Source organism: Pseudomonas sp. NBRC 111119 (assembly GCF_001320125.1).
Lineage (GTDB): Bacteria > Pseudomonadota > Gammaproteobacteria > Pseudomonadales > Pseudomonadaceae > Aquipseudomonas > Aquipseudomonas parafulva.
In genome coordinates, this window is record NZ_BCAV01000068.1 from 49,619 (window position 1) to 68,846 (window position 19,228).

Consider the following 19,228-nt stretch of genomic DNA (forward strand, 5'->3'; position numbering starts at 1 on the left):
ACTCCAACAAAAACAAGCCAGGAGTCCGACGATGCGTGATTACGCCGAGGCTGCCCGTTCGTTCAATTATTTCGACACTGCAAGCGCTGCGCTGCACGGCAGCCTCGACGCGCTCAATGCCTGCGTCGAGTGCTGCGATCGCCATGTCGGCAGTGGCAAGCTGGCCCTGCATTGGGAAGACCGCGATGGCAATACCGAACAGTTGAGTTTCGAGCAACTGCAGGCGCTTGCCGCTCGGTTTGCCAGCGTGCTGAGAGCACAGGGCGTGGTAGCCGGTGACCGGGTGGCGGGGCTGTTGCCGCGGACTCCGCAACTGCTGGTGACGATTTTGGCCACCTGGCGCCTGGGCGCCGTTTACCAGCCGCTGTTCACCGCTTTCGGGCCGACGGCCATCGAGCACCGCCTGCACCAGTCGCACGCCCGGGTGGTGGTCACCGACAGCCATAACCGCTTCAAGCTGGACGATGTCCAGGCTTGCCCGCTGATCATCACGGTCAATGCCCGTAACGGTGAGCTGGACTTCCAGCAGTGTCTGGAACAGACGCAACAGGGGTGCGACCCGGTGATGCTGACGGGCGACGACCCGTTTCTGCTGATGTTTACGTCTGGCACCACCGGGCCTGCCAAACCCTTGCAGGTCCCCCTGAAGGCAATCGTTGCGTTTCAGGGCTACATGCGTGACGCCATCGACCTGCGCGGCGAGGACAGGTTCTGGAACCTGGCTGACCCCGGCTGGGCGTATGGCCTTTACTACGCTGTGACCGGGCCGTTGTCGCTTGGGCACGCCACCACTTTCTATGACGGGCCGTTCAGCGTGGAGAGCTGCGCACGGGTGATCCGCACACGGGGTATCACCAACCTTGCCGGTTCGCCGACGGCCTACCGCCTGCTCATCGCAGCGGGCGAGCAGTTTTCTGCACCGGTCAAGGGTTGCCTGCGGGTGGTCAGCAGTGCCGGCGAGCCGCTGAACCCCGAGGTTATCCGCTGGTTTGGCGACGAACTGGGTGTGACCATCCATGACCATTACGGGCAAACCGAACTGGGGATGGTGCTGTGCAACCACCATGGCCTTGCTCATCCCGTGCACCTGGGCGCAGCGGGTTTTGCCGTGCCTGGGCACCGAATCGTGGTGCTGGACGAGCAGCGTCGCGAGTTGCCACCGGGCCAGCCGGGCATTCTGGCCGTTGACCGTGAGCAGTCGCCGATGTGCTGGTTTGCGGGCTATCACGCGCTGCCGACCAAGGCATTTGCCGGCAAGTACTACCTCAGCGGCGACACCGTCGAATTGAACCCGGACGGCAGCATCAGCTTTGTCGGGCGTAGCGATGATGTGATCACCACGTCGGGCTACCGGGTGGGGCCGTTCGACGTGGAGAGTGCGCTGATCGAGCATGCGGCGGTGGTGGAGGCGGCGGTGGTTGGCAAGCCGGACCCTGAGCGCACCGAGCTGATCAAGGCATTCGTGGTGTTGGCCAAGGGCTTCACAGCCAGTGACGAACTGGAAGAGCAATTGCGCCAGCACGTTCGCCAACGGCTCTACGCCCACGCCTACCCAAGAGAAATCGAATTCGTCAGCGAGCTGCCCAAGACCCCGAGCGGCAAGCTGCAACGCTTCATCCTGCGTAACCAGGAAGTGGCCAGACAACAAGCGCAACAAGCCAATAACGCCGGCGCCTGAAAGGAAACCCGACATGCAGATAGCCAACAAACAGTTCATCGTCACCGGCGCAGCCTCCGGCCTGGGGGCTGCCACTGCGCAGATGCTGATCGAGGCCGGTGCCTCGGTGATGCTGGTGGACCTCAACGCGGAGGCGGTCGAGGCCAAAGCCCAGGCGTTGGGCGAGCGGGCCAGGTTCAGCGTGGCAGACATCAGCGACGAAGCGGCAGCCAAGGCCGCCGTAGCGGCTGCCGTCAGTGCATTTGGCAGCCTGCACGGCCTGGTCAACTGCGCAGGCATCGTTGGCGCTGAAAAGGTGCTCGGCAAGCAGGGCCCACACCGCCTGGCCAGCTTTGCCGCGGTCATCAACGTCAACCTGATCGGCAGCTTCAACATGCTGCGGCTCGCCGCCGAGGCCATGGCTGAAGGGGTTGCCGACGAGGGGGGCGAGCGCGGGGTCATCATCAATACGGCCTCCATAGCCGCCTATGACGGGCAGATTGGCCAGGCGGCCTACGCAGCGTCGAAGGGGGCGATTGCCAGCCTGACGCTGCCTGCTGCCCGCGAGCTGGCGCGTCATGGCATCCGGGTGATGACCATCGCTCCGGGCATTTTCGAAACCCCCATGATGGCTGGCATGACCGAGGACGTGCGGGCTTCGCTGGCGGCCGGCGTGCCGTTCCCGCCACGGCTCGGGCGCCCACAGGAGTACGCTGCGCTGGCGCGGCATATCATCGAGAACAGCATGCTCAACGGCGAGGTGATCCGCCTTGACGGTGCGCTGCGCATGGCGGCCAAGTAAGGAGAAGCATCATGAACCTGGGCAATGATCCGGTGGTAATCGTCAGCGCTGCACGCACCCCCATGGGCGGGTTGCAGGGCGACCTCAAGAGCCTGACTGCAGCACAGCTTGGCAGCGTCGCCATTCGTGGTGCTGTCGAGCGCGCCGGCCTGGATGCAGCCAGTGTCGACCAGGTGCTGTTCGGTTGCGTGCTGCCGGCCGGCCAGGGCCAGGCACCGGCACGCCAGGCGGCGTTGGGCGCAGGGCTGGGCAAGCACACCACCTGCACCACCCTGAACAAGATGTGCGGCTCTGGCATGCAGGCGGCCATCATGGGCCATGACCTGCTGCTGGCCGGCACCGCCGATGTGGTGGTGGCCGGCGGCATGGAGAGCATGAGCAACGCGCCCTACCTGCTGGACAAGGCCCGTGCGGGCTACCGCATGGGCCACGGCAAAATCATCGACCACATGTTCATGGACGGCCTGGAAGACGCCTATGACAAGGGCCGGCTGATGGGTACCTTCGCCGAGGACTGCGCGCAGGCCAACGGCTTCAGCCGCGAAGCCCAGGACCAGTTCGCCCTGGCCTCGCTCACCCGCGCCCAACAGGCTATTGCGGCCGGCCGCTTCGCTGCGGAGATCGTGCCGGTGGACGTTGTCGAGGGCAAGCAGCAGCGGGTCATCAAGGATGACGAGCAGCCGCCCAAGGCGCGCCTGGACAAGATCGCCCAGCTCAAACCGGCTTTCCGCGAAGGCGGGACAGTGACCGCGGCCAACGCCAGTTCCATTTCCGATGGCGCCGCAGCATTGGTGCTGATGCGTCGCTCCCAGGCCGACCAGCGCGGGTTGCAACCGCTGGCGGTGATCCATGGGCATGCCGCGTTCGCCGATGCCCCTGCACTGTTCCCCACGGCGCCCATCGGTGCCATGGACAAGCTGATGAAGCGCACCGGCTGGAGCCTTAGCGACGTCGACCTGTTCGAGATCAACGAAGCCTTCGCTGTGGTGACCCTGGCGGCGATGAAACACCTGGACCTGCCCCATGAGAAGGTCAACATCCATGGCGGTGCCTGTGCGCTGGGCCACCCGATAGGTGCTTCCGGGGCGCGCATTCTGGTCACGCTGCTGCACGCGCTGCGTCAGAACAACCTGCGCCGTGGTGTAGCGGCCATCTGCATTGGCGGTGGCGAGGCTACGGCCATGGCCATCGAATGCCTGTACTGAGGTGAAACATGCTGGTTAACGACGAGCAACAACAGATCGCCGATGCGGTGCGCAGTTTCGCCCAGGAGCGGCTCAAACCCTTTGCCGAGCAATGGGACAAGGCTCACCGGTTTCCCAAGGAGGCCATCGAAGAAATGGCCGGGCTCGGCCTGTTCGGCATGTTGGTGCCCGAGCAGTGGGGCGGCAGTGACACGGGCTACGTGGCCTATGCCATGGCCCTGGAGGAGATCGCCGCCGGTGATGGTGCCTGCTCGACCATCATGAGCGTACATAACTCGGTAGGGTGTGTGCCCATTCTGCGTTTTGGCAGCGACCAACAGAAGGCACAGTTCCTGACGCCGTTGGCCACAGGCGAGATGTTGGGCGCGTTCGCCCTCACCGAACCCCAGGCAGGCTCTGATGCCAGCAGCCTGAAGGCGCGTGCGCGGCGTGAAGGCGACCACTACGTGCTGACCGGCAGCAAGCAGTTCATCACCTCCGGGCAGAATGCCGGCGTGGTGATCGTGTTCGCCGTCACCGACCCCGACGCTGGCAAGCGCGGTATCAGTGCCTTCATCGTCCCCACCGACTCCCAGGGTTATCAGGTAGCGCGGGTTGAAGACAAGCTGGGCCAGCACGCCTCCGACACGTGTCAGATCGTGTTCGACCATGTGCGCGTACCCGTGGCCAACCGCCTGGGCGAAGAGGGCGAGGGCTACCGCATCGCGTTGGCCAACCTCGAAGGCGGGCGTATCGGTATCGCAGCCCAGGCCGTGGGCATGGCCCGGGCTGCGTTCGAGGTGGCCCGCGACTATGCGCGCGAGCGGCAGAGCTTTGGCAAGGCGTTGGTGGAGCATCAGGCCGTCGCCTTCAGGCTGGCAGACATGGCTACCCGAATTGCCGTCGCCCGGCAGATGGTGCTGCATGCCGCTGCCCTGCGTGACGCCGGGCGCCCGGCGTTGGTGGAGGCGTCGATGGCCAAGCTGTTCGCCTCGGAAATGGCCGAAAAGGTCTGCTCGGATGCCTTGCAGACATTGGGGGGTTATGGCTATCTGAGTGACTTCCCGCTGGAGCGCATTTACCGCGACGTACGGGTTTGCCAGATTTACGAAGGCACCAGCGATATTCAGCGCATGGTCATTGCGCGCAATCTTTGAAGGAGCAGACCGCATGGCATTCGAAACCATCCTGTTGGACATCCACGGCAAGGTCGGGCTGATTACGCTCAATCGCCCCCAGGCGCTGAACGCACTGAACGCCCAGATCGTCAGCGAGATCAATCAGGCCCTGGACCAGCTGGAGCGCGACCCGGCAATTGGTTGCATCGTACTGACAGGCTCTGCCAAGGCGTTCGCCGCGGGCGCCGATATCAAGGAGATGGCCGGCCTTGAGTACCCGCAAATCTACGTCGATGACCTGTTCGCCGACGCCGATCGTATCGCCAACCGCCGCAAGCCGATCATTGCCGCGGTGTCTGGCTTTGCCCTGGGCGGCGGCTGCGAGCTGGCCATGATGTGCGATTTCATCCTGGCGGGCGATAACGCCCGGTTCGGCCAACCCGAAATCAACCTCGGTGTACTGCCCGGCATGGGCGGTACCCAGCGCCTGACACGTGCAGTGGGCAAGGCCAAGGCCATGGAGCTGTGCCTCACCGGGCGCCTGATGGGGGCTGAAGAGGCGGAGCGGGCGGGGCTGGTGGCGCGTGTGGTGCCCCAGGCCGAACTGGTGGAAGAAGCCCTCAAGGTGGCGGCGACCATCGCCAGCAAGTCGGTGCCGGTGAGCATGATGGTCAAGGAAAGCGTGAACCGCGCCTTCGAGGTGACGCTGAGCGAGGGGGTGCGCTTCGAGCGCCGGGTGTTCCACGCAGCCTTTGCCACTGAAGACCAGAAAGAAGGCATGTCGGCCTTTATCGCCAAACGCGAGGCGCAGTTCAAGGACCGTTGAGCCTTGCCGCTTGCCGCTTGCCTGCTTGAGTTGCTGGATGCTGCCGCCACCTGCAAGGGCACTTGCCGGTGGCGGCCCGCTTTGTGCGCACCGACCAGCGGAATCTGCCCCCTTCACGCAAATTCGCCCGCGATTGCTGTTGCTCCAGGCGACGTGGCGCCTTAGACTTCCGCCCCCTGTAAAAGAGTGCCGATTGGCGCTTGAAGAATTTCGCTGCCGATGCCTGGGCGTCGGCGGCAACCGAATCGCCCAAATGCACATATTTTCATAGAGAATTCGATGACCAAGGAACAGTTGCTGGCCATGTCGGCCGATGACTACATGAACGCTGATCAGCTGGCCTTCTTCACACAGCTGCTGCAAGCGATGAAAGTCGAAACCCATGAACGCATCGAGCTGAGCCGCGCCACCATCGAAGGCCTGGACACCCCGTCGGACCCTGCCGATGTGGCGTCGGTCGAAGAAGAGCGCAGCTGGCTGGTGAACGCCATCGACCGTGATCAGCGCCTGCTGCCGCAGTTGGAGATGGCGTTGGACCGCATCACTGACGAGAGCTTCGGCTGGTGCGACGACAGCGGTGAACCCATCGGCCTGAAGCGTCTGCTCATCAGCCCGACCACCAAGTACTGCATCGAAGCCCAGGAGCGCCACGAGCAGCTGGACCGCCACCAGCGCCAGGTCTGATCCGCACGCGATGCACAGCCCCACGGAGCGATCCCTGGGGCTTTTTGCTTTTCTGGCCGGTGATCAGCCACGCGCGCCGGGCACAGCAGGGTGGCAGTTGCGCAAAGGCCCTGCGGCCTGCTAAATAGGCATTGGCTCTCGACGGGTTTCACCGTTTTCGGGCATATTCCCCCGCCAGCAGTGCGCAAGTGGATGTCAGGGCTCGTATCGTGCGGGCCCATTCCTGAACCGCATTTTTACAGGCAGTGAGTGTCAGACTAAACGCTCGCTGCCGTGGGAGCATGCCCCAAGTCATTTAACGACGGCGAAGCCGGCAAGCCACAGTAAAAATTCCTGCACGCTGCAGCGCCAGCGGGGGCAGACATTTCACAGCGTAGTTTATTAGTCTTTTCGCCTATCGATTAGAAACGGCCGTGCCTCGTCGAGCGTTGACGGGCGCGGGTAGTAACCGGTTGAGGATTACTTCATTGGCAGTCAGTACTCTTGATACGCATGCGTTGTTCGCCTTGGGCGACCTGCGCGGCAAGTTGGCTCATTTGTTTCAGGGCCGTTTTGTCTACGTTACCGAACAGAACCCCGATGGCCTTTACATGGCCGAACTCGATACCGAAAGCGCGTTGGTGGTGGATGACAAACAGCGATTGGAGCTGAAAGTCGGCGACCACTTTCGTGCTGCCGTGCTACCGAGCCGCGAGGGCGGCAAGTTGGAAATACGCTTTCGCGATATCAAGTTGAATGTGTACGGGGTAGGCGATTACGCATTCGTGTCGGTGCCAGAAGGCGAGGGCATCGTGTTCCGTGAAGGCCAGGGCGTCATGCTGGTGTTCGCAGCCCAGCAGCAGGTTCAGGAAGGCCTTGGCAAGCTGCTCAAGGCAGTGACGGGCAAGGTTGCCAAATGGCGTAAAGGTGAGCTCACTACCTTCAAGGCCAGTGAGTGACCGGGGATGGCACTGGCACCCGTGCAGCGTTCCATCGCCAGCACCATGCACGGGCAGTGGCCGAGGCTGAGCGGTTGCTGGCCCGGCGTTGTGAGCTGCAAGCAGGCTGGTTGAGTTGGGTAGCGGCCGAGCTTTATCAGCTGGGGCCGCCGCCCTATGCCGCCATGGTCAGGCGCGAATTGCAGCGCCTCAGCCAAACGTGACGGCAGCCAGGCTCAGTTGCCGCTGTCCAGGCCGCTGCTGACTTCTTCGGGTACCGGCTCTTTGGCCTGGCGCTTGCGAAACAGCCCGGCACGCGCCAGCAACAGCGTGGTGACCGGCACTGTAATGGACAGCAGAATCGGGATCAGCCAAGCGTGCAGTACGGCAGCTTCCTTGAGCCAAGAGAAGTAGATGATCGACGCGAGCGCCACGCACCAGGCGCCGATGGTCGAGGCCAGTGCCGGGGGGTGCATGCGCTGGAAGTAGTCTTTCAAGCGCACCAGCCCTATTGCGCCGACCAGGGCGAACAGGCTGCCGGTCAGCAGCAGCAGGGCTGTGACCAGCTCGAGCCAGAAGGGCAATGTCAGAGATTCGGTCATTCGATCACCTCACCGCGCAGCAGGAATTTGGCCAGGGCAAACGACCCGACGAAACCGAAGAGTGCAATCAGCAGCGCGCCTTCGAAATACGTGTCACTGGCGTAGCGGATACCCAGCACCAGCATGGTCAGCATGGCCAAGATGTACAGGTAGTCCAGCGCCAGCACCCTGTCCTGTGCCGATGGGCCGCGGAACAGCCGTATCAACGTGAGCCCCATGGCCAGTGCGAAGATGAACAGGCTGGCAAGAACAGCATTGGCGAGCAGGCCGGTCATTGGAAGATCTCCATCAGCGGGCGTTCGTAGGTGTCCTTGAAGTGCTTGATAAAAGCCGCCTCGTCCTCCAGATCGAACACATGGAGCAATAGCACGCTGCGGTCCAGCGCCAGTTCAGACCAGACAGTGCCGGGTACCACGGTGGTGATCATCGATAGCGCCGCCAGGCCGTGGGGGTCACGCAAGGCCAGCGGTATGTGAACAAAGGCCGAACGGGGCGGCCGTTTGCCGGCGCGCAGTACGCCCCGTGCCACTTGCAGGTTGGACAGTATTACATCCAGGCCTACGCGACCGATCAGTTTCACGATCACCCGTGGGCGGCGCACGTGGGCGTGCTGCGGGCGCAGGGGCGCCATCAGCAGCGGTGCAAGGATACCCAGTGCGGCTGCCAGCAGCAGGTTGCCGGCACTCACCGAAAGGTTCAGCAGCAGCCACAAGCCGAACAAGGACAGGGAGAGCAGGGGCGCGGGGAACAGGCGGCTCATGGTTGCACCTCAGCCTGCACGTCGAACGAAGTCGGGCCAGGTATTGGCCGCGCCGCCATCACCGCGTCGATGTAGGCATCCGGCGCCTGCAGGCTCGCCGCCGTGTCCTGGGTATAGCGCAGCAATGGCTCGGCCTTGAAACTGAGTGCCATGCACAAGGCCAGCAGCAGCACGACCGCCAGGCATTCGAAGCGGCGCAATACCGGTGAAGGGCGCTCGTCTGGCTTCCAGAAACGCTGGATACCGACGCGACCAAAGGCAATCAGCGAAGCCATGCCCGACAACACCAGCAGCGCCACCAGGCCCCACCCGGCCGCGCCTAGCGGCTGCTCGGCCGGCATACCCAGGCCGTTAGGGTTGAACAGTGCGCTGATCAGGTTCACCTTGGCCACAAAGCCCGAGAGCGGCGGCATGCCGATAATCAGCAGGGCGCAGGCGATGAAGCTGAGGCCGAGGAACGCCATGGTCCAAGGGATGATCTGGCCGATCACCGCCTTTTGCTGGTCATCGAGGTTGATGCCTTTTGGGGGGTGAAGCGACTCCAGCGGCGACGGCATGGCGTCTTCTTCCTCGTCCAGCGGCAATTCATTGGCCGAGCGCGAGCGTTCGACCAGTTCGGCCAGCAAGAACAGCGCACACATGGCCAAGGTGGAGTTGACCAAGTAGAACAGGGCAGCACCGGTCAGGGCGAGTTGCGCAAAGCCGACAGCGCCCAGCAGGGTGCCCGCTGAAACCAGGATGCTGAGCGCTGCCATGCGTTCCAGGCGCTGGGCTGCCAGGATCGACACTGCCGCCACTGCCAACGTTGCCAGGCCGCCATACACCAGCCATTCCCCGCCAAAATAGGCCGATGCACCGGCCTGGCCGGAGAACAGCAAGGTCCACAGGCGCAGCACGGCGTACAAGCCGACTTTGGTCATGATGGCGAACAGCGCTGCCACCGGGGCGCTGGCCGATGCGTAGGCAGGCACCAACCAGAAGTTCAGCGGCCATATACCGGCCTTGACCAGAAACGCCATGGCGAGGATGGCCGCACCTGCGTGCAGCAGGCCGCGGTCGGCCTCGGGCACCAGTGGAATCTTGAGGGCCAGGTCTGCCATGTTCAGGGTGCCGGTAACGCCATACAACATCGCCGCGCCAATCAGGAACAATGACGAAGCGAACAGGTTTACAGCGATATAGTGCAGCCCCGCTCGTACCCGTGCCCGGCCAGAGCCGTGTAGCAATAGCCCGTACGAAGCGGCCAGCAATACTTCGAAGAACACGAACAGGTTGAACAGGTCGGCGGTAAGAAAGGCGCCGTACAGGCCCATCAACTGGATCTGGAACAATGCGTGGAAGCTGGCGCCGGCCCCATCCCAGCGGGCTCGGGCGAACAGCAGGGCGCAGAAACCGATGATGCCGGTCAGCGTCAGCATCAGTGCAGAAAGGTGGTCGAGTACCAGTACGATCCCGAACGGCGCTGGCCAGTTGCCTGGCAGGTACACGCCGATTGATTCTGCCTGGCCTTGGGTGCGCACCCATAACAGCAGGCTTACGGCCACACACAGGCCTGCCAAGGTCGAGAGCAAATTCAGGCGGGCCTTGATTTGCCGGTGCTTTTCGCCAAGCAACAGCATGATGGCTGCGGTGATCAGGGGCAGCAGGATGGGGGCGACGATCAGTTGACTCATGCCACTCATTCCTCACGCTCCCGGCCATCGACATGGTCGGTGCCCGTGAGCCCGCGGGAGGCCAGCAACACCACCAGGAACAACGCGGTCATGGCGAAGCTGATGACGATGGCGGTGAGCACCAGCGCCTGGGGCAACGGGTCGGTGTAGTGCAGCAAGTCTTGCGTCACACCCTCCTTAATAATCGGCTCTTTGCCAATGAACAGGCTCCCCATGCTGAAGATGAACAGGTTGACCCCGTACGACAACAGGCACAGGCCCATGATCACCTGGTAGGTACGGGGACGCAGAATCAGCCACACCCCGGATGCGGCCAGCACGCCGATGGCGACTGCAATGACTTCTTCCATCAGGCGGCTCCTGTCTGTCGGTTCTTGGCCGGGTTGGCCGGACGGTAGGCGCGCACTGACTGGTGGGCCAGTGCGGTAAGGATCAACAGGGTCGACCCGACCACTACCGTGTACACGCCGACATCGAAGAACAGTGCGCTGGCCACGTGCACATCACCCAGTATCGGCAGGTGCAGGTGGGCAGTGTGCGTGGTGAGGAACGGGTAGCCGAGCAGCATGGCCCCGGCACCGGTTAGGGTGGCGCACAGCAGGCCCATGCCCATCCAGCGCAGTGGGCGCAGGCTCATCTGCGCCTCGACCCATTGGGTGCCGGCAACCATGTACTGCAGGATGAACGCCACCGACATGACCAAGCCTGCCACGAAGCCACCGCCAGGCTGGTTGTGACCCCGCATGAACAGGTACATCGAGACCAACAGGGCGATGGGCAGCAGCAAGCGTACCAGCACGGCCGGCACCATCATGAAGCCCATGGCGGTGTCGGCGGCGTGGCGTGGGTTGACCAGGTCGGTCACCACATCGGGCGCCAGCTGGCGCTGTTGTGTGGGCAGTTGCATGCTCTCCTTGGGTGGGCGGAAGCGCCGCAGCAATGCGAATACGGTAAGCGCCACGGCGACCAGTACCGTGATTTCACCGAGGGTGTCGAAGCCGCGGAAGTCCACCAGCATCACATTGACCACGTTGGTTCCACCGCCCTGGGGCAGTGCGCGGCTAAGGTAGAACGAGGAAATGTCGTTGGGCGTTGGCCGCGTGAGCATGGCATAGGACAGCACTGCCATGCCGCCGCCCACCAGCACCGCCAGCAGCAGGTCGCGCAGGCGTCGGGCGCGGGCCCGGTCAAATTTGCCTGGCAGTGGTGATACACCTTCTATACGCCTTGGCAGCCAGCGCAGGCCCAGCAGGATCAACACGGTTGTGACCACTTCCACCACCAACTGGGTCAGCGCCAGATCAGGTGCGGAGAACCAGACGAAGGTGATGCAGGTCATCAGGCCGCAGACGCTGACCATGATCAGTGCGGCCAGGCGGTGGTACTTGGCCTGGTAGGCGGCGCCAATCGCGCAGGCAATCGCGATGAGCCAGAGTGCGACGAACACGCCGGAGCCTGGAATCTTTGGTCGGTCGCCCCATGTGAGGCCACTGTAGACCATGGGCGTAAGGCCGGCGAGAAACGCTGCCACCACGATCATGAACAGTTGCGCCTGGAGGCGGCGGCTGGTGAGCAGGCGCTCCACGTGTCGGGCCAGCAGCATCAATTGTATCTGCCCGTGCTCGAACAGGCGCTTGCCGTTGAAGCGTTCGATCACCGGTGGGTACGCGAAGCGCCCGCGGCGCATCTGCTTGCGAAGCATCAGGTACAGCACTACGCCGCCGCTCATGGCCACCAAGCTCATGATCAACGGGGCATTCCAGCCGTGCCAGATCGCCAGGCTGTAATCAGGCAGCGTGCCGCCGACCACGGGCAGGGCAGCCGCCGCCAGCAGTGGGCCAACCGACTGGGCAGGGAAGATGCCCACAACCAGGCAGGTCAGGACCAACAACTCGACCGGCGCACGCATCCAGCGTGGCGGCTCGTGCGGGGTATGCGGCAGGTCTTGCGCCGTGGGGCCGAAGAACACGTCCACGGTGAAACGCAGGGCGTATGCCACGCTGAATGTGCCTGCCAGGGTAGCGATGACCGGCAGCAAGGCTTCGATCCAGGCACTGGAGGTGATGAATACGGTTTCGGCAAAGAACATCTCTTTGGACAGGAAACCGTTCATCAGCGGTACCCCGGCCATCGACGCGCTGGCGACCATGGCCAGTGTGGCAGTGTAGGGCACCAGGCGAATCAACCCACTGAGACGGCGTATGTCACGGGTGCCGCTTTCATGGTCGATGATGCCTGCGGCCATGAACAGCGACGCCTTGAAGGTGGCGTGGTTGAGGATGTGGAACACGGCAGCCACCGCCGCCAGCGGACTGTTCAACCCAAGCAGCAGGGTGATCAGGCCAAGATGGCTGATGGTGGAGTAGGCCAGCAGGCCCTTGAGGTCGTTCTGGAACATGGCGGCGAAGGCGCCGAGCAACAACGTCAAGGCGCCGGCACCGCCGACGATCCAGAACCATTCTTCGCTGCCGGACAATACTGGCCACAGCCTCGCCAGCAGGAAGACCCCGGCCTTGACCATGGTCGCCGAGTGCAGATAGGCCGAGACCGGTGTGGGGGCCGCCATGGCGTGGGGCAGCCAGAACTGGAAGGGGAACTGCGCGCTCTTGCTGAGTGCGCCGATGAGGATCAGTGGCAGCAGCACGGGGTACAGTGCGTGCTGGCGGATGGTGTCACCTGCAGCCAGGACCTTGTCCAGGTCATAGCTGCCTGCCACATGGCCGAGCAGTAGCGCCCCCACCAGCAGGCATAGGCCCCCTGCACCGGTGACCATCAGGGCCATGTAGGCGCCGCGACGCGCGTCCGCGCGGTGGTGCCAGTAGCCAATCAGCAGGAACGAGAACAGGCTGGTCAGTTCCCAGAAGAACACCAGCTGTATGAGGTTGCCCGAGATGACCAGGCCAAGCATGGCCCCCATGAAGGCCAGGAAAAACGCGAAGAAGCGTGGAACCGGGTCTTGTGGAGACATGTAGTAGCGGGCGTACAGCGACACCAGGGTGCCGATGCCCAGTACCAGCAGCGAGAACAGCCAGGCAAAGCCGTCCATGCGCAATACCAGGTTCAGCCCCAGGCTTGGCAGCCACAAAAACTCTTCGCGAATGACGCCCCCGTGGGCGATCTGAGGGTAAAGCAGTGCTACCTGGACGGTACCGACCAAGGCCACGAGCCCAGCAAGAATGGACTCGGCGTTCCGTGCGTTGTGCGGCAGCGCGGCTGCCAGCAAACTGCCCACGAACGGCAGAAGCAATAGCACTATCAATGACATAGAGTTCTATTCTGAGAGGTTTGCCAAGGATCATACGTGCCGGAGGGGTCGATCACCAACCCGCAAGCTGTCGCAGAATCCTACAAATACGCTGTGACAAGCTGTTTTTTTATAACAGTTTTTTACAAAGCATAGCCGCAGCGTTAGAGGTCGGCCTGGGGTTCGCGTTCATTCTGTGGCTGCGTGCGGCGTACCTTGAGCTCGCTGACCACCACCGCGATCACGATCAACAGCCCGCCCAACAGGGCCACACCGGGCAGGCGCTCCCCCGCCACGCGCCCGACCAGGCCTGCCCACACAGGCTCGCCCGCGTAGATCAAGGTGGCCCGGGTGGGCGATACGGATTTCTGTGCCCAGTTCATGGCAACCTGGATCACGGCGCTCATGGCCCCAAGACCCACTGCACTAGTGAGCAGCAGCCAGGAGAAGTCCGGAATACGTTCCTGCGTCGGGACCACCATCAGAAACGCCAGCACCGAGGCCGTTGCCAGTTGCACCACGGTGACCCGTCGCACATCGACCTGGCCGGCGAAGCGGCTGATCAAGATGATTTCGGCGGCGATGGCGATGGCGCTGACCAGGGTGACCACTTCACCTTCGCTCATGTGCAAGCTGCCGCTGTCCGGCCCTGCCAGCAGCATGAGCCCAACGAACGCGATGCCTATGCCAATGCTCGGCATCAGGCCGGGCCTGCGCCCCAGTACCACCCACTGCAGCAGTGGCACGAAGGGTACGTAGAGTGCGGTGATGAACGCCGACTGGCTGCTGCTTATGGTCTGCAGGCCCATGGTTTGCAGACCGTAACCCAGCATGATGGTCACGCCGATCAGCATCCCAGCCTTGAGTTCGGTGAGTGTGAGCCCGCCCAGCGCCCGCGCAGAAACCATGCCCACGAACAGCGCAGCTGCGGCAAAGCGAAGGCCGACGAAGAACAGGGGGCCGCTGACGGTCATCACGTTGTGCACCAGCAGGAAGGTGCCACCCCATAACATGGTGATGAATATCAGCACCAGTTCCGCCTTGCTCAGGCGAAACGTGACGGTGGGGGTGGGCTGTTGGCTGGCTGGCGTCATGGGCTTGCATGCTCTTAGGGGGCGGCGCACAATCGCCGCACACTGGGCAGTATACTGCGCAACCCTTGTAAGTGAGCAATATAGTGCACAAAGACCCTTCACACCGCGCCTCGGTTTTGCAGCACGTCAGCCTCAATGTGCGCAACCTGCGCCACGCGGCAGGCATGAGTCAGGCCGTGCTCGCCGATCGCTCTGGTGTGAGCCGGCGCATGCTGGTGGCGATTGAGGCGGGTGAAAAGAATGTCAGCCTCACCACGCTGGACTTGATTGCCCAGAGCCTGGGTGTGGCGTTCAGTACACTGATCCAGGCGCCCAACTTGCGTGACCCTGGCCGCATCGAGGAACTGGCCTGGGCCGGTGAACACCCGCAAAGCCGTGCAGTGCTGCTGGGCAGCAGCGTGGCGCGGCGCGAGGTGGAGTTGTGGGAGTGGACCCTGGCCCCCGGCGAGTGCTATCGCAGCGAGGCCGATGCCGAGGGTTGGAGTGAGCAGTTGTACGTGACGCAGGGGCAGCTCACATTGATCATCGAAGCCACCGAGCACCGGCTGCAGCAAGGGCAGTTTCATGTGTTCCCCAGTAACTGCCGCTATGCCTACCGGAACGACGGCGAAACCGCAGTCACTTTTGTGCGCAACGTCGTCATCTGAAAGCCGAATATCTCGGCCAGACACTTGACCTCGAGTTTAGTTGAGGTTTTACCCTCTCCGGCATTGCGCACCAAGCACCAATGGCCAGGAGAGAGTGAATGTCGGCAAACCCTACTGCCATCTGGTTCACCCAGATGATCGAATACCAAGTACCCAGCCTGTTTCAGCGCGAGCTGGCGCAAGCGTTGATGAACCGCAGTGAGGCGCTGGCACTTCAATGCAGCGGGTTGCAGACGATCAGCATACAGGCGAGCGAAGACGGCAGCCGGGTGCTGCAATACCTGCAGTGGGAGTCCCGGCAGGCGTGGGTCGGTGCTGCGGCCTACTTTGTCGACGAGTCGTATGTGCAATTGCTGGAGCGCTACCAGGCGCGCGGGGCCCATTTCGCTGCCTACCAGGCGCTACGCAGCCTGGCGCGTGGCCCACACGGTGCCCTCTACTGCCAGGTGGGTGAGCATGACGCACAGCGTGGGTAACGCCTGAGGGTTGTAGGACCCGTCTGAAATGCTGAAATGTGCGCGGTCTAGTGGCATGCCGGTGCCGATGTTGATTGCAGCCCTCTGGGAGCTGTTTCATTATCGGTGCCACGAATCAACCCAGACGCACCTGCAGGAGAGCCCATGAACGCGCAGCCTACCTATGAGCAACCTACGCCAGAGCGCTTGGCGCGCGTGCGCCAGGCCATGGCCGCCGAAGGCCTGGATGCCTTGCTGGTTCCATCGGCCGACCCGCATCTTTCAGAGTACCTGCCCAAACATTGGCAAGGCCGTCGATGGCTGTCGGGTTTCCATGGGTCGGTAGGTACGCTGGTGGTCATGACCGAGTTTGCCGGGTTGTGGGTAGACAGCCGGTACTGGCAACAGGCCGAGCGCGAGCTCGCGGGCACCGGCATTGAATTGATGAAGCTCTCGCCTGGTCAGCCCGGAGCGCTGGATTGGCTTGGCGAGCATGCGCCAGCCAATGGTCGCGTCGGGGTGGATGGCGCGGTAATGGCGTTGGCCTCGGCGCGCCAATTGCGTGAGCGCCTGGGCCGTCGCGGTGTGCGCCTGGTCACTGACAAAGACGTGCTTGGCCAGGTGTGGGAGGGGCGTGCGGCGTTGCCCGGCCACCCGGTCTACCAACACCTGCCGCCCTATGCCACCGTGTCCAGGTTGGACAAACTGGCCGCATTGCGCGAGGTCATGCGGGTGAAGGGTGCGCACTGGCACTTTCTCGCCACGCTGGACGATATTGCGTGGCTGTTCAATCTGCGCGGCACCGATGTGTCCTACAACCCTGTCTTTCTCGCATTTGCCTTGATCAGTCAGCAGCAGGCGTTGCTGTTTGTCGGCAGCGGGAAGCTGGACCAAAACCTGCGTACTGTTCTGGCGGCAGACGGTGTTGAGGTACGCGATTACGACCAGGCAGGGGCGGCGCTGGCTGATATCCCCGGTGGCAGCCGCTTGTTGGTCGACCCTGCCCGTGTCACGTGTGGGCTTATGGACCACCTGGGCGATGGGGTGCAGTTGCTCGAAGGCCCGAACCCCACCACGTTGAGCAAGGCGTGCAAAGGGGAGCCAGAGCTGAGGCATGTTCGCCAGGTAATGGAGCAGGATGGCGCCGCACTCTGCGAGTTCTTTGCCTGGCTGGAGGCCCGGCTGGGCAGCGAGCCCATCACCGAGCTGACGATCGATGAGCAGCTGAGCGCCGCCAGGGCTCGCCGCCCCGGTTTCGTGTCCCTGAGTTTCGCCACCATCGCGGCTTTCAATGCCAACGGCGCCATGCCCCATTACCGCGCAACCGAGCAGTCCCATTCAATGATCGAAGGCGACGGTCTGCTGCTTATCGATTCGGGCGGGCAGTACCTGGGCGGTACCACCGATATCACCCGCATGGTGCCGGTGGGCCAGCCCAGCGAGCTGCAGAAGCAGGATTGCACGCGCGTGCTTAAAGGTATGATTGCACTGTCCCGAGCTACATTCCCCCAGGGCGTGTTGTCGCCGTTGCTCGACGCCATCGCCCGTGCACCGCTGTGGGCCGACCAGGTGGACTACGGTCATGGCACCGGCCACGGTGTCGGTTACTTCATGAATGTGCACGAAGGGCCGCAGGTAATTGCCTACCAGGCAACGCCCTCACCGCAAACAGCGATGCAGGCAGGCATGATCAGCTCGATTGAGCCAGGCACTTATCGGCCTGGGCAATGGGGGGTTCGCATTGAGAACCTGGTGGCCAACCGCAATGCAGGCAAAAGCGCCTTTGGTGACTTTCTGGCGTTTGAAACCCTGACACTCTGCCCTATCGACACCCGCTGTTTGTTGCCTGAAAGGCTCACTGTCGAAGAGCAGGCATGGTTGAACGCTTATCACACCACGGTGCGTGAACGGCTCGCACCGTATCTGGAGGGTGAAGCGCTGGCCTGGCTTCATGCTCGTACTGCCTTGCTATAGAGCGCTTGTTGCATACGAATGGGGCTGCGCAACGGCAGCCCCATTTACTTGCAAATGACGATCATGCTGCGGCTGGTATAGCCCGCAGGGTTGATCCCGAACAGGTAATCCCCATCCTCTTCATCGCTGTCGCCTGAGCGTGCAATGACGCGGTATCCGCGTGAGCTGCAGGCGGTGGCTGCTTTGCTGTAGCAGCTGTCCCATGAAGAAGAAAGGCCGGAGCAATTGATATGCAGGCCTTTCTTGCCCCTTTTTACCTCGGTCTTCGCCGTGGCGGCACATCCAGCAATAGCCAAGATGGCCAGGATGAGCAAGGTACGTTTCATTCCTGTCCTTAAATGCAGGACGGATCAGCAAGCTGGTTCCGTCGTTATCGCTACGATTCTTCCTGAAATTTCCCAGCGTCCCTGTTCGATGCATTAGATAGCATGAAGATGATGGTGCTTTGACAGCTTAATCAGCGATGCCGGTCGCCACAATCACTATCGTTGTCTCAAATGAAAAGATGTCTCATATCAGTCAGCGGCGATCGCTGGGCTGGGCGCTTTGCGCATGGAAAGCGTGGTGCCCACCGAGGCAGTGATGATTGCAAGGATGGCCAGCCATTGGGTCATGGACAGGACTTCCCCGAGAAACAGCAGGCCGGACAGCGCGCCGAAGGCAGGTTCGATGCTCATCAGCGTGCCGAAGGTGCGTGCAGGAATCCGCGTCAGTGCGACCATTTCCAGGCTGTAGGGAAGGGCGGTTGACAGTATCGCGACACCCAGCGCCATGGGGATCACGGCTGGGGTGAGCAGGGTGGCGCCAGCGTGGGCGATACCGATGGGCGCAATGAACAAGGCTGCGACCACCACGCCCAGGGCTGCACTTTGCACGCCATGCTCGGCTCCGGCGCGTTGGCCGAACAGAATATAGAGCGCCCAGCAGACGCCAGCGCCCAAGGCGTATGCGGCACCTGTCGGGTCAAGTGCCTGGCCGTCGTGGCCTGCGGGCAGAAGCAGCAGCAAGCCAGACAGGGCCAGGGCAATCCATAGAAAGTCGATGGCGCGGCGCGAGGAAAAAATTGCAACCGCCAGCGGGCCGGTAAACTCGAGCGCCACGGCGATACCAATGGGCACTGTCTGCAATGCCATATAGAAGAGGAAGTTCATACCGCCCAGGGCCAGGCCGTAGATGACTACGTTGCGCAGGGTTCGGCTATTGAGGCGGGCCCGCCAGGGTCTCAATATCAGCAACATGATGACGCTGGCGAACACCAGGCGCAGGGCGGTGGTGCCTTGGGCGCCAATGATTGGGAACATGCTTTTGGCCAATGACGCGCCGGATTGGATGGATGCCATGGCGATCAACAGCAGGCCGATGGGGAACAGCGTAGCGGCCAGGCTGCGGGGCGGGGTGTTCATAGCGAGGGGTGTTCCATAAAGGGGGGGGCGGTTGCGCAGTATAGTGCGCAATTGCTGCTCGCTCGGCAAGGCGTGCCTTGCATTCAGGTGGCCTTTAAAAATTGAAATTAAAGGTTGACCCCCTGAGATAACAGCCTATAATGCGCACCACTCCAACGATGCAGCAACGCGAAGCAAGCTGAGCCGTT

20 protein-coding genes are annotated in these 19,228 nt (G+C 62.6%); 11 read left to right on the forward strand and 9 right to left on the reverse strand.

What is annotated here, in order from left to right; all coding sequences use genetic code 11:
* The first annotated feature begins 31 nt into the window (after window positions 1–31).
* The 8 genes from APH25_RS22735 to APH25_RS22770 all read left to right on the forward strand — a co-directional run bounded on the left by APH25_RS22735 (window position 32) and on the right by APH25_RS22770 (window position 7,412).
* Complete coding sequence (locus tag APH25_RS22735) at window positions 32–1,678, forward strand: AMP-binding protein (protein ID WP_060483494.1); 1,647 nt, start codon at window positions 32–34, stop codon at window positions 1,676–1,678.
* A 13-nt stretch (window positions 1,679–1,691) separates the two neighbouring features.
* Window positions 1,692–2,459 (forward strand): SDR family NAD(P)-dependent oxidoreductase, encoded by a 768-nt coding sequence (locus tag APH25_RS22740; protein WP_060483495.1) that lies wholly within the window; start codon window positions 1,692–1,694, stop codon window positions 2,457–2,459.
* Window positions 2,460–2,470: 11 nt separating this feature from the next.
* Window positions 2,471–3,664: an acetyl-CoA C-acyltransferase gene (locus APH25_RS22745; protein WP_060483496.1), complete on the forward strand. Its 1,194-nt coding sequence runs from the start codon at window positions 2,471–2,473 to the stop codon at window positions 3,662–3,664.
* 8 nt (window positions 3,665–3,672) lie between these two features.
* Window positions 3,673–4,800, forward strand: a complete 1,128-nt coding sequence (locus APH25_RS22750; RefSeq protein WP_060483497.1) for an acyl-CoA dehydrogenase — start codon at window positions 3,673–3,675, stop codon at window positions 4,798–4,800.
* A 13-nt stretch (window positions 4,801–4,813) separates the two neighbouring features.
* On the forward strand, window positions 4,814–5,587 hold the full coding sequence (locus APH25_RS22755) for an enoyl-CoA hydratase (protein WP_060483498.1): 774 nt from the start codon (window positions 4,814–4,816) through the stop codon (window positions 5,585–5,587).
* A gap of 279 nt (window positions 5,588–5,866) precedes the next feature.
* Window positions 5,867–6,271, forward strand: coding sequence for a TraR/DksA C4-type zinc finger protein (locus tag APH25_RS22760; RefSeq protein ID WP_028632575.1), 405 nt, complete (start codon window positions 5,867–5,869; stop codon window positions 6,269–6,271).
* Between the two features lie 467 nt (window positions 6,272–6,738).
* Complete coding sequence (locus tag APH25_RS22765; protein WP_028632576.1) at window positions 6,739–7,209, forward strand: hypothetical protein; 471 nt, start codon at window positions 6,739–6,741, stop codon at window positions 7,207–7,209.
* A complete protein-coding gene (locus APH25_RS22770; protein WP_060483499.1) occupies window positions 7,206–7,412 on the forward strand; it encodes a hypothetical protein in 207 nt (68 codons plus the stop codon). Before APH25_RS22765 ends, APH25_RS22770 begins: the two co-directional genes overlap by 4 nt.
* Before the next feature lie 12 nt (window positions 7,413–7,424).
* Here APH25_RS22770 and APH25_RS22775 read toward each other — a convergent pair whose 3' ends face one another.
* The 7 genes from APH25_RS22775 to APH25_RS22805 form a co-directional block, all read right to left on the reverse strand.
* Entirely contained in the window at window positions 7,425–7,790 is a 366-nt protein-coding gene (locus APH25_RS22775; protein ID WP_060483500.1) for a Na+/H+ antiporter subunit G, read from the reverse strand.
* The gene (locus APH25_RS22780) at window positions 7,787–8,065 is read right to left on the reverse strand and encodes a K+/H+ antiporter subunit F (protein ID WP_021783192.1); all 279 of its coding nucleotides are present in this window, start codon (window positions 8,063–8,065) and stop codon (window positions 7,787–7,789) included. The genes APH25_RS22775 and APH25_RS22780 overlap by 4 nt, the downstream gene beginning before the upstream one ends.
* Window positions 8,062–8,550, reverse strand: a complete 489-nt coding sequence (locus APH25_RS22785) for a Na+/H+ antiporter subunit E (protein ID WP_060483501.1) — start codon at window positions 8,548–8,550, stop codon at window positions 8,062–8,064. The genes APH25_RS22780 and APH25_RS22785 overlap by 4 nt, the downstream gene beginning before the upstream one ends.
* Window positions 8,547–10,232 carry a monovalent cation/H+ antiporter subunit D gene (locus APH25_RS22790; protein WP_060483502.1) on the reverse strand — a complete coding sequence of 562 codons (1,686 nt, stop codon included), beginning with the start codon at window positions 10,230–10,232 and terminating at the stop codon, window positions 8,547–8,549. The genes APH25_RS22785 and APH25_RS22790 overlap by 4 nt, the downstream gene beginning before the upstream one ends.
* Window positions 10,229–10,573, reverse strand: coding sequence for a Na+/H+ antiporter subunit C (locus APH25_RS22795; RefSeq protein WP_043213881.1), 345 nt, complete (start codon window positions 10,571–10,573; stop codon window positions 10,229–10,231). The genes APH25_RS22790 and APH25_RS22795 overlap by 4 nt, the downstream gene beginning before the upstream one ends.
* Entirely contained in the window at window positions 10,573–13,488 is a 2,916-nt protein-coding gene (locus APH25_RS22800) for a monovalent cation/H+ antiporter subunit A (RefSeq protein ID WP_060483505.1), read from the reverse strand. The genes APH25_RS22795 and APH25_RS22800 overlap by 1 nt, the downstream gene beginning before the upstream one ends.
* Before the next feature lie 143 nt (window positions 13,489–13,631).
* Complete coding sequence (locus tag APH25_RS22805; RefSeq protein WP_028632584.1) at window positions 13,632–14,561, reverse strand: DMT family transporter; 930 nt, start codon at window positions 14,559–14,561, stop codon at window positions 13,632–13,634.
* A gap of 83 nt (window positions 14,562–14,644) precedes the next feature.
* On the opposite strand from APH25_RS22805, the gene APH25_RS22810 reads away from it, so the two are divergent.
* The 3 genes from APH25_RS22810 to APH25_RS22820 all read left to right on the forward strand — a co-directional run bounded on the left by APH25_RS22810 (window position 14,645) and on the right by APH25_RS22820 (window position 17,637).
* Window positions 14,645–15,208, forward strand: coding sequence for a helix-turn-helix domain-containing protein (locus APH25_RS22810; protein ID WP_028632585.1), 564 nt, complete (start codon window positions 14,645–14,647; stop codon window positions 15,206–15,208).
* A 98-nt stretch (window positions 15,209–15,306) separates the two neighbouring features.
* Window positions 15,307–15,684 (forward strand): antibiotic biosynthesis monooxygenase, encoded by a 378-nt coding sequence (locus tag APH25_RS22815; protein ID WP_028632586.1) that lies wholly within the window; start codon window positions 15,307–15,309, stop codon window positions 15,682–15,684.
* A gap of 144 nt (window positions 15,685–15,828) precedes the next feature.
* Window positions 15,829–17,637, forward strand: coding sequence for an aminopeptidase P family protein (locus APH25_RS22820; protein ID WP_060483507.1), 1,809 nt, complete (start codon window positions 15,829–15,831; stop codon window positions 17,635–17,637).
* A 44-nt stretch (window positions 17,638–17,681) separates the two neighbouring features.
* Here APH25_RS22820 and APH25_RS22825 read toward each other — a convergent pair whose 3' ends face one another.
* Entirely contained in the window at window positions 17,682–17,963 is a 282-nt protein-coding gene (locus tag APH25_RS22825) for a hypothetical protein (protein ID WP_028632588.1), read from the reverse strand.
* A 189-nt stretch (window positions 17,964–18,152) separates the two neighbouring features.
* Window positions 18,153–19,040 (reverse strand): threonine/homoserine exporter RhtA, encoded by an 888-nt coding sequence (gene rhtA, locus APH25_RS22830; RefSeq protein ID WP_060483509.1) that lies wholly within the window; start codon window positions 19,038–19,040, stop codon window positions 18,153–18,155.
* Between the last annotated feature and the right edge of the window lie 188 nt (window positions 19,041–19,228).

Coding starts and splice junctions, on each gene's coding strand:
- APH25_RS22735 (WP_060483494.1), top strand. CDS start 32: ATGCGTGATTACGCCGAGGCTGCCCGTTCGTTCAATTATTTCGACACT.
- APH25_RS22740 (WP_060483495.1), top strand. CDS start 1,692: ATGCAGATAGCCAACAAACAGTTCATCGTCACCGGCGCAGCCTCCGGC.
- APH25_RS22745 (WP_060483496.1), top strand. CDS start 2,471: ATGAACCTGGGCAATGATCCGGTGGTAATCGTCAGCGCTGCACGCACC.
- APH25_RS22750 (WP_060483497.1), top strand. CDS start 3,673: ATGCTGGTTAACGACGAGCAACAACAGATCGCCGATGCGGTGCGCAGT.
- APH25_RS22755 (WP_060483498.1), top strand. CDS start 4,814: ATGGCATTCGAAACCATCCTGTTGGACATCCACGGCAAGGTCGGGCTG.
- APH25_RS22760 (WP_028632575.1), top strand. CDS start 5,867: ATGACCAAGGAACAGTTGCTGGCCATGTCGGCCGATGACTACATGAAC.
- APH25_RS22775 (WP_060483500.1), bottom strand. CDS start 7,790: ATGACCGAATCTCTGACATTGCCCTTCTGGCTCGAGCTGGTCACAGCC.
- APH25_RS22780 (WP_021783192.1), bottom strand. CDS start 8,065: ATGACCGGCCTGCTCGCCAATGCTGTTCTTGCCAGCCTGTTCATCTTC.
- APH25_RS22785 (WP_060483501.1), bottom strand. CDS start 8,550: ATGAGCCGCCTGTTCCCCGCGCCCCTGCTCTCCCTGTCCTTGTTCGGC.
- APH25_RS22790 (WP_060483502.1), bottom strand. CDS start 10,232: ATGAGTGGCATGAGTCAACTGATCGTCGCCCCCATCCTGCTGCCCCTG.
- APH25_RS22795 (WP_043213881.1), bottom strand. CDS start 10,573: ATGGAAGAAGTCATTGCAGTCGCCATCGGCGTGCTGGCCGCATCCGGG.
- APH25_RS22800 (WP_060483505.1), bottom strand. CDS start 13,488: ATGTCATTGATAGTGCTATTGCTTCTGCCGTTCGTGGGCAGTTTGCTG.
- APH25_RS22805 (WP_028632584.1), bottom strand. CDS start 14,561: ATGACGCCAGCCAGCCAACAGCCCACCCCCACCGTCACGTTTCGCCTG.
- APH25_RS22815 (WP_028632586.1), top strand. CDS start 15,307: ATGTCGGCAAACCCTACTGCCATCTGGTTCACCCAGATGATCGAATAC.
- APH25_RS22820 (WP_060483507.1), top strand. CDS start 15,829: ATGAACGCGCAGCCTACCTATGAGCAACCTACGCCAGAGCGCTTGGCG.
- APH25_RS22825 (WP_028632588.1), bottom strand. CDS start 17,963: ATGAAACGTACCTTGCTCATCCTGGCCATCTTGGCTATTGCTGGATGT.
- rhtA (WP_060483509.1), bottom strand. CDS start 19,040: ATGAACACCCCGCCCCGCAGCCTGGCCGCTACGCTGTTCCCCATCGGC.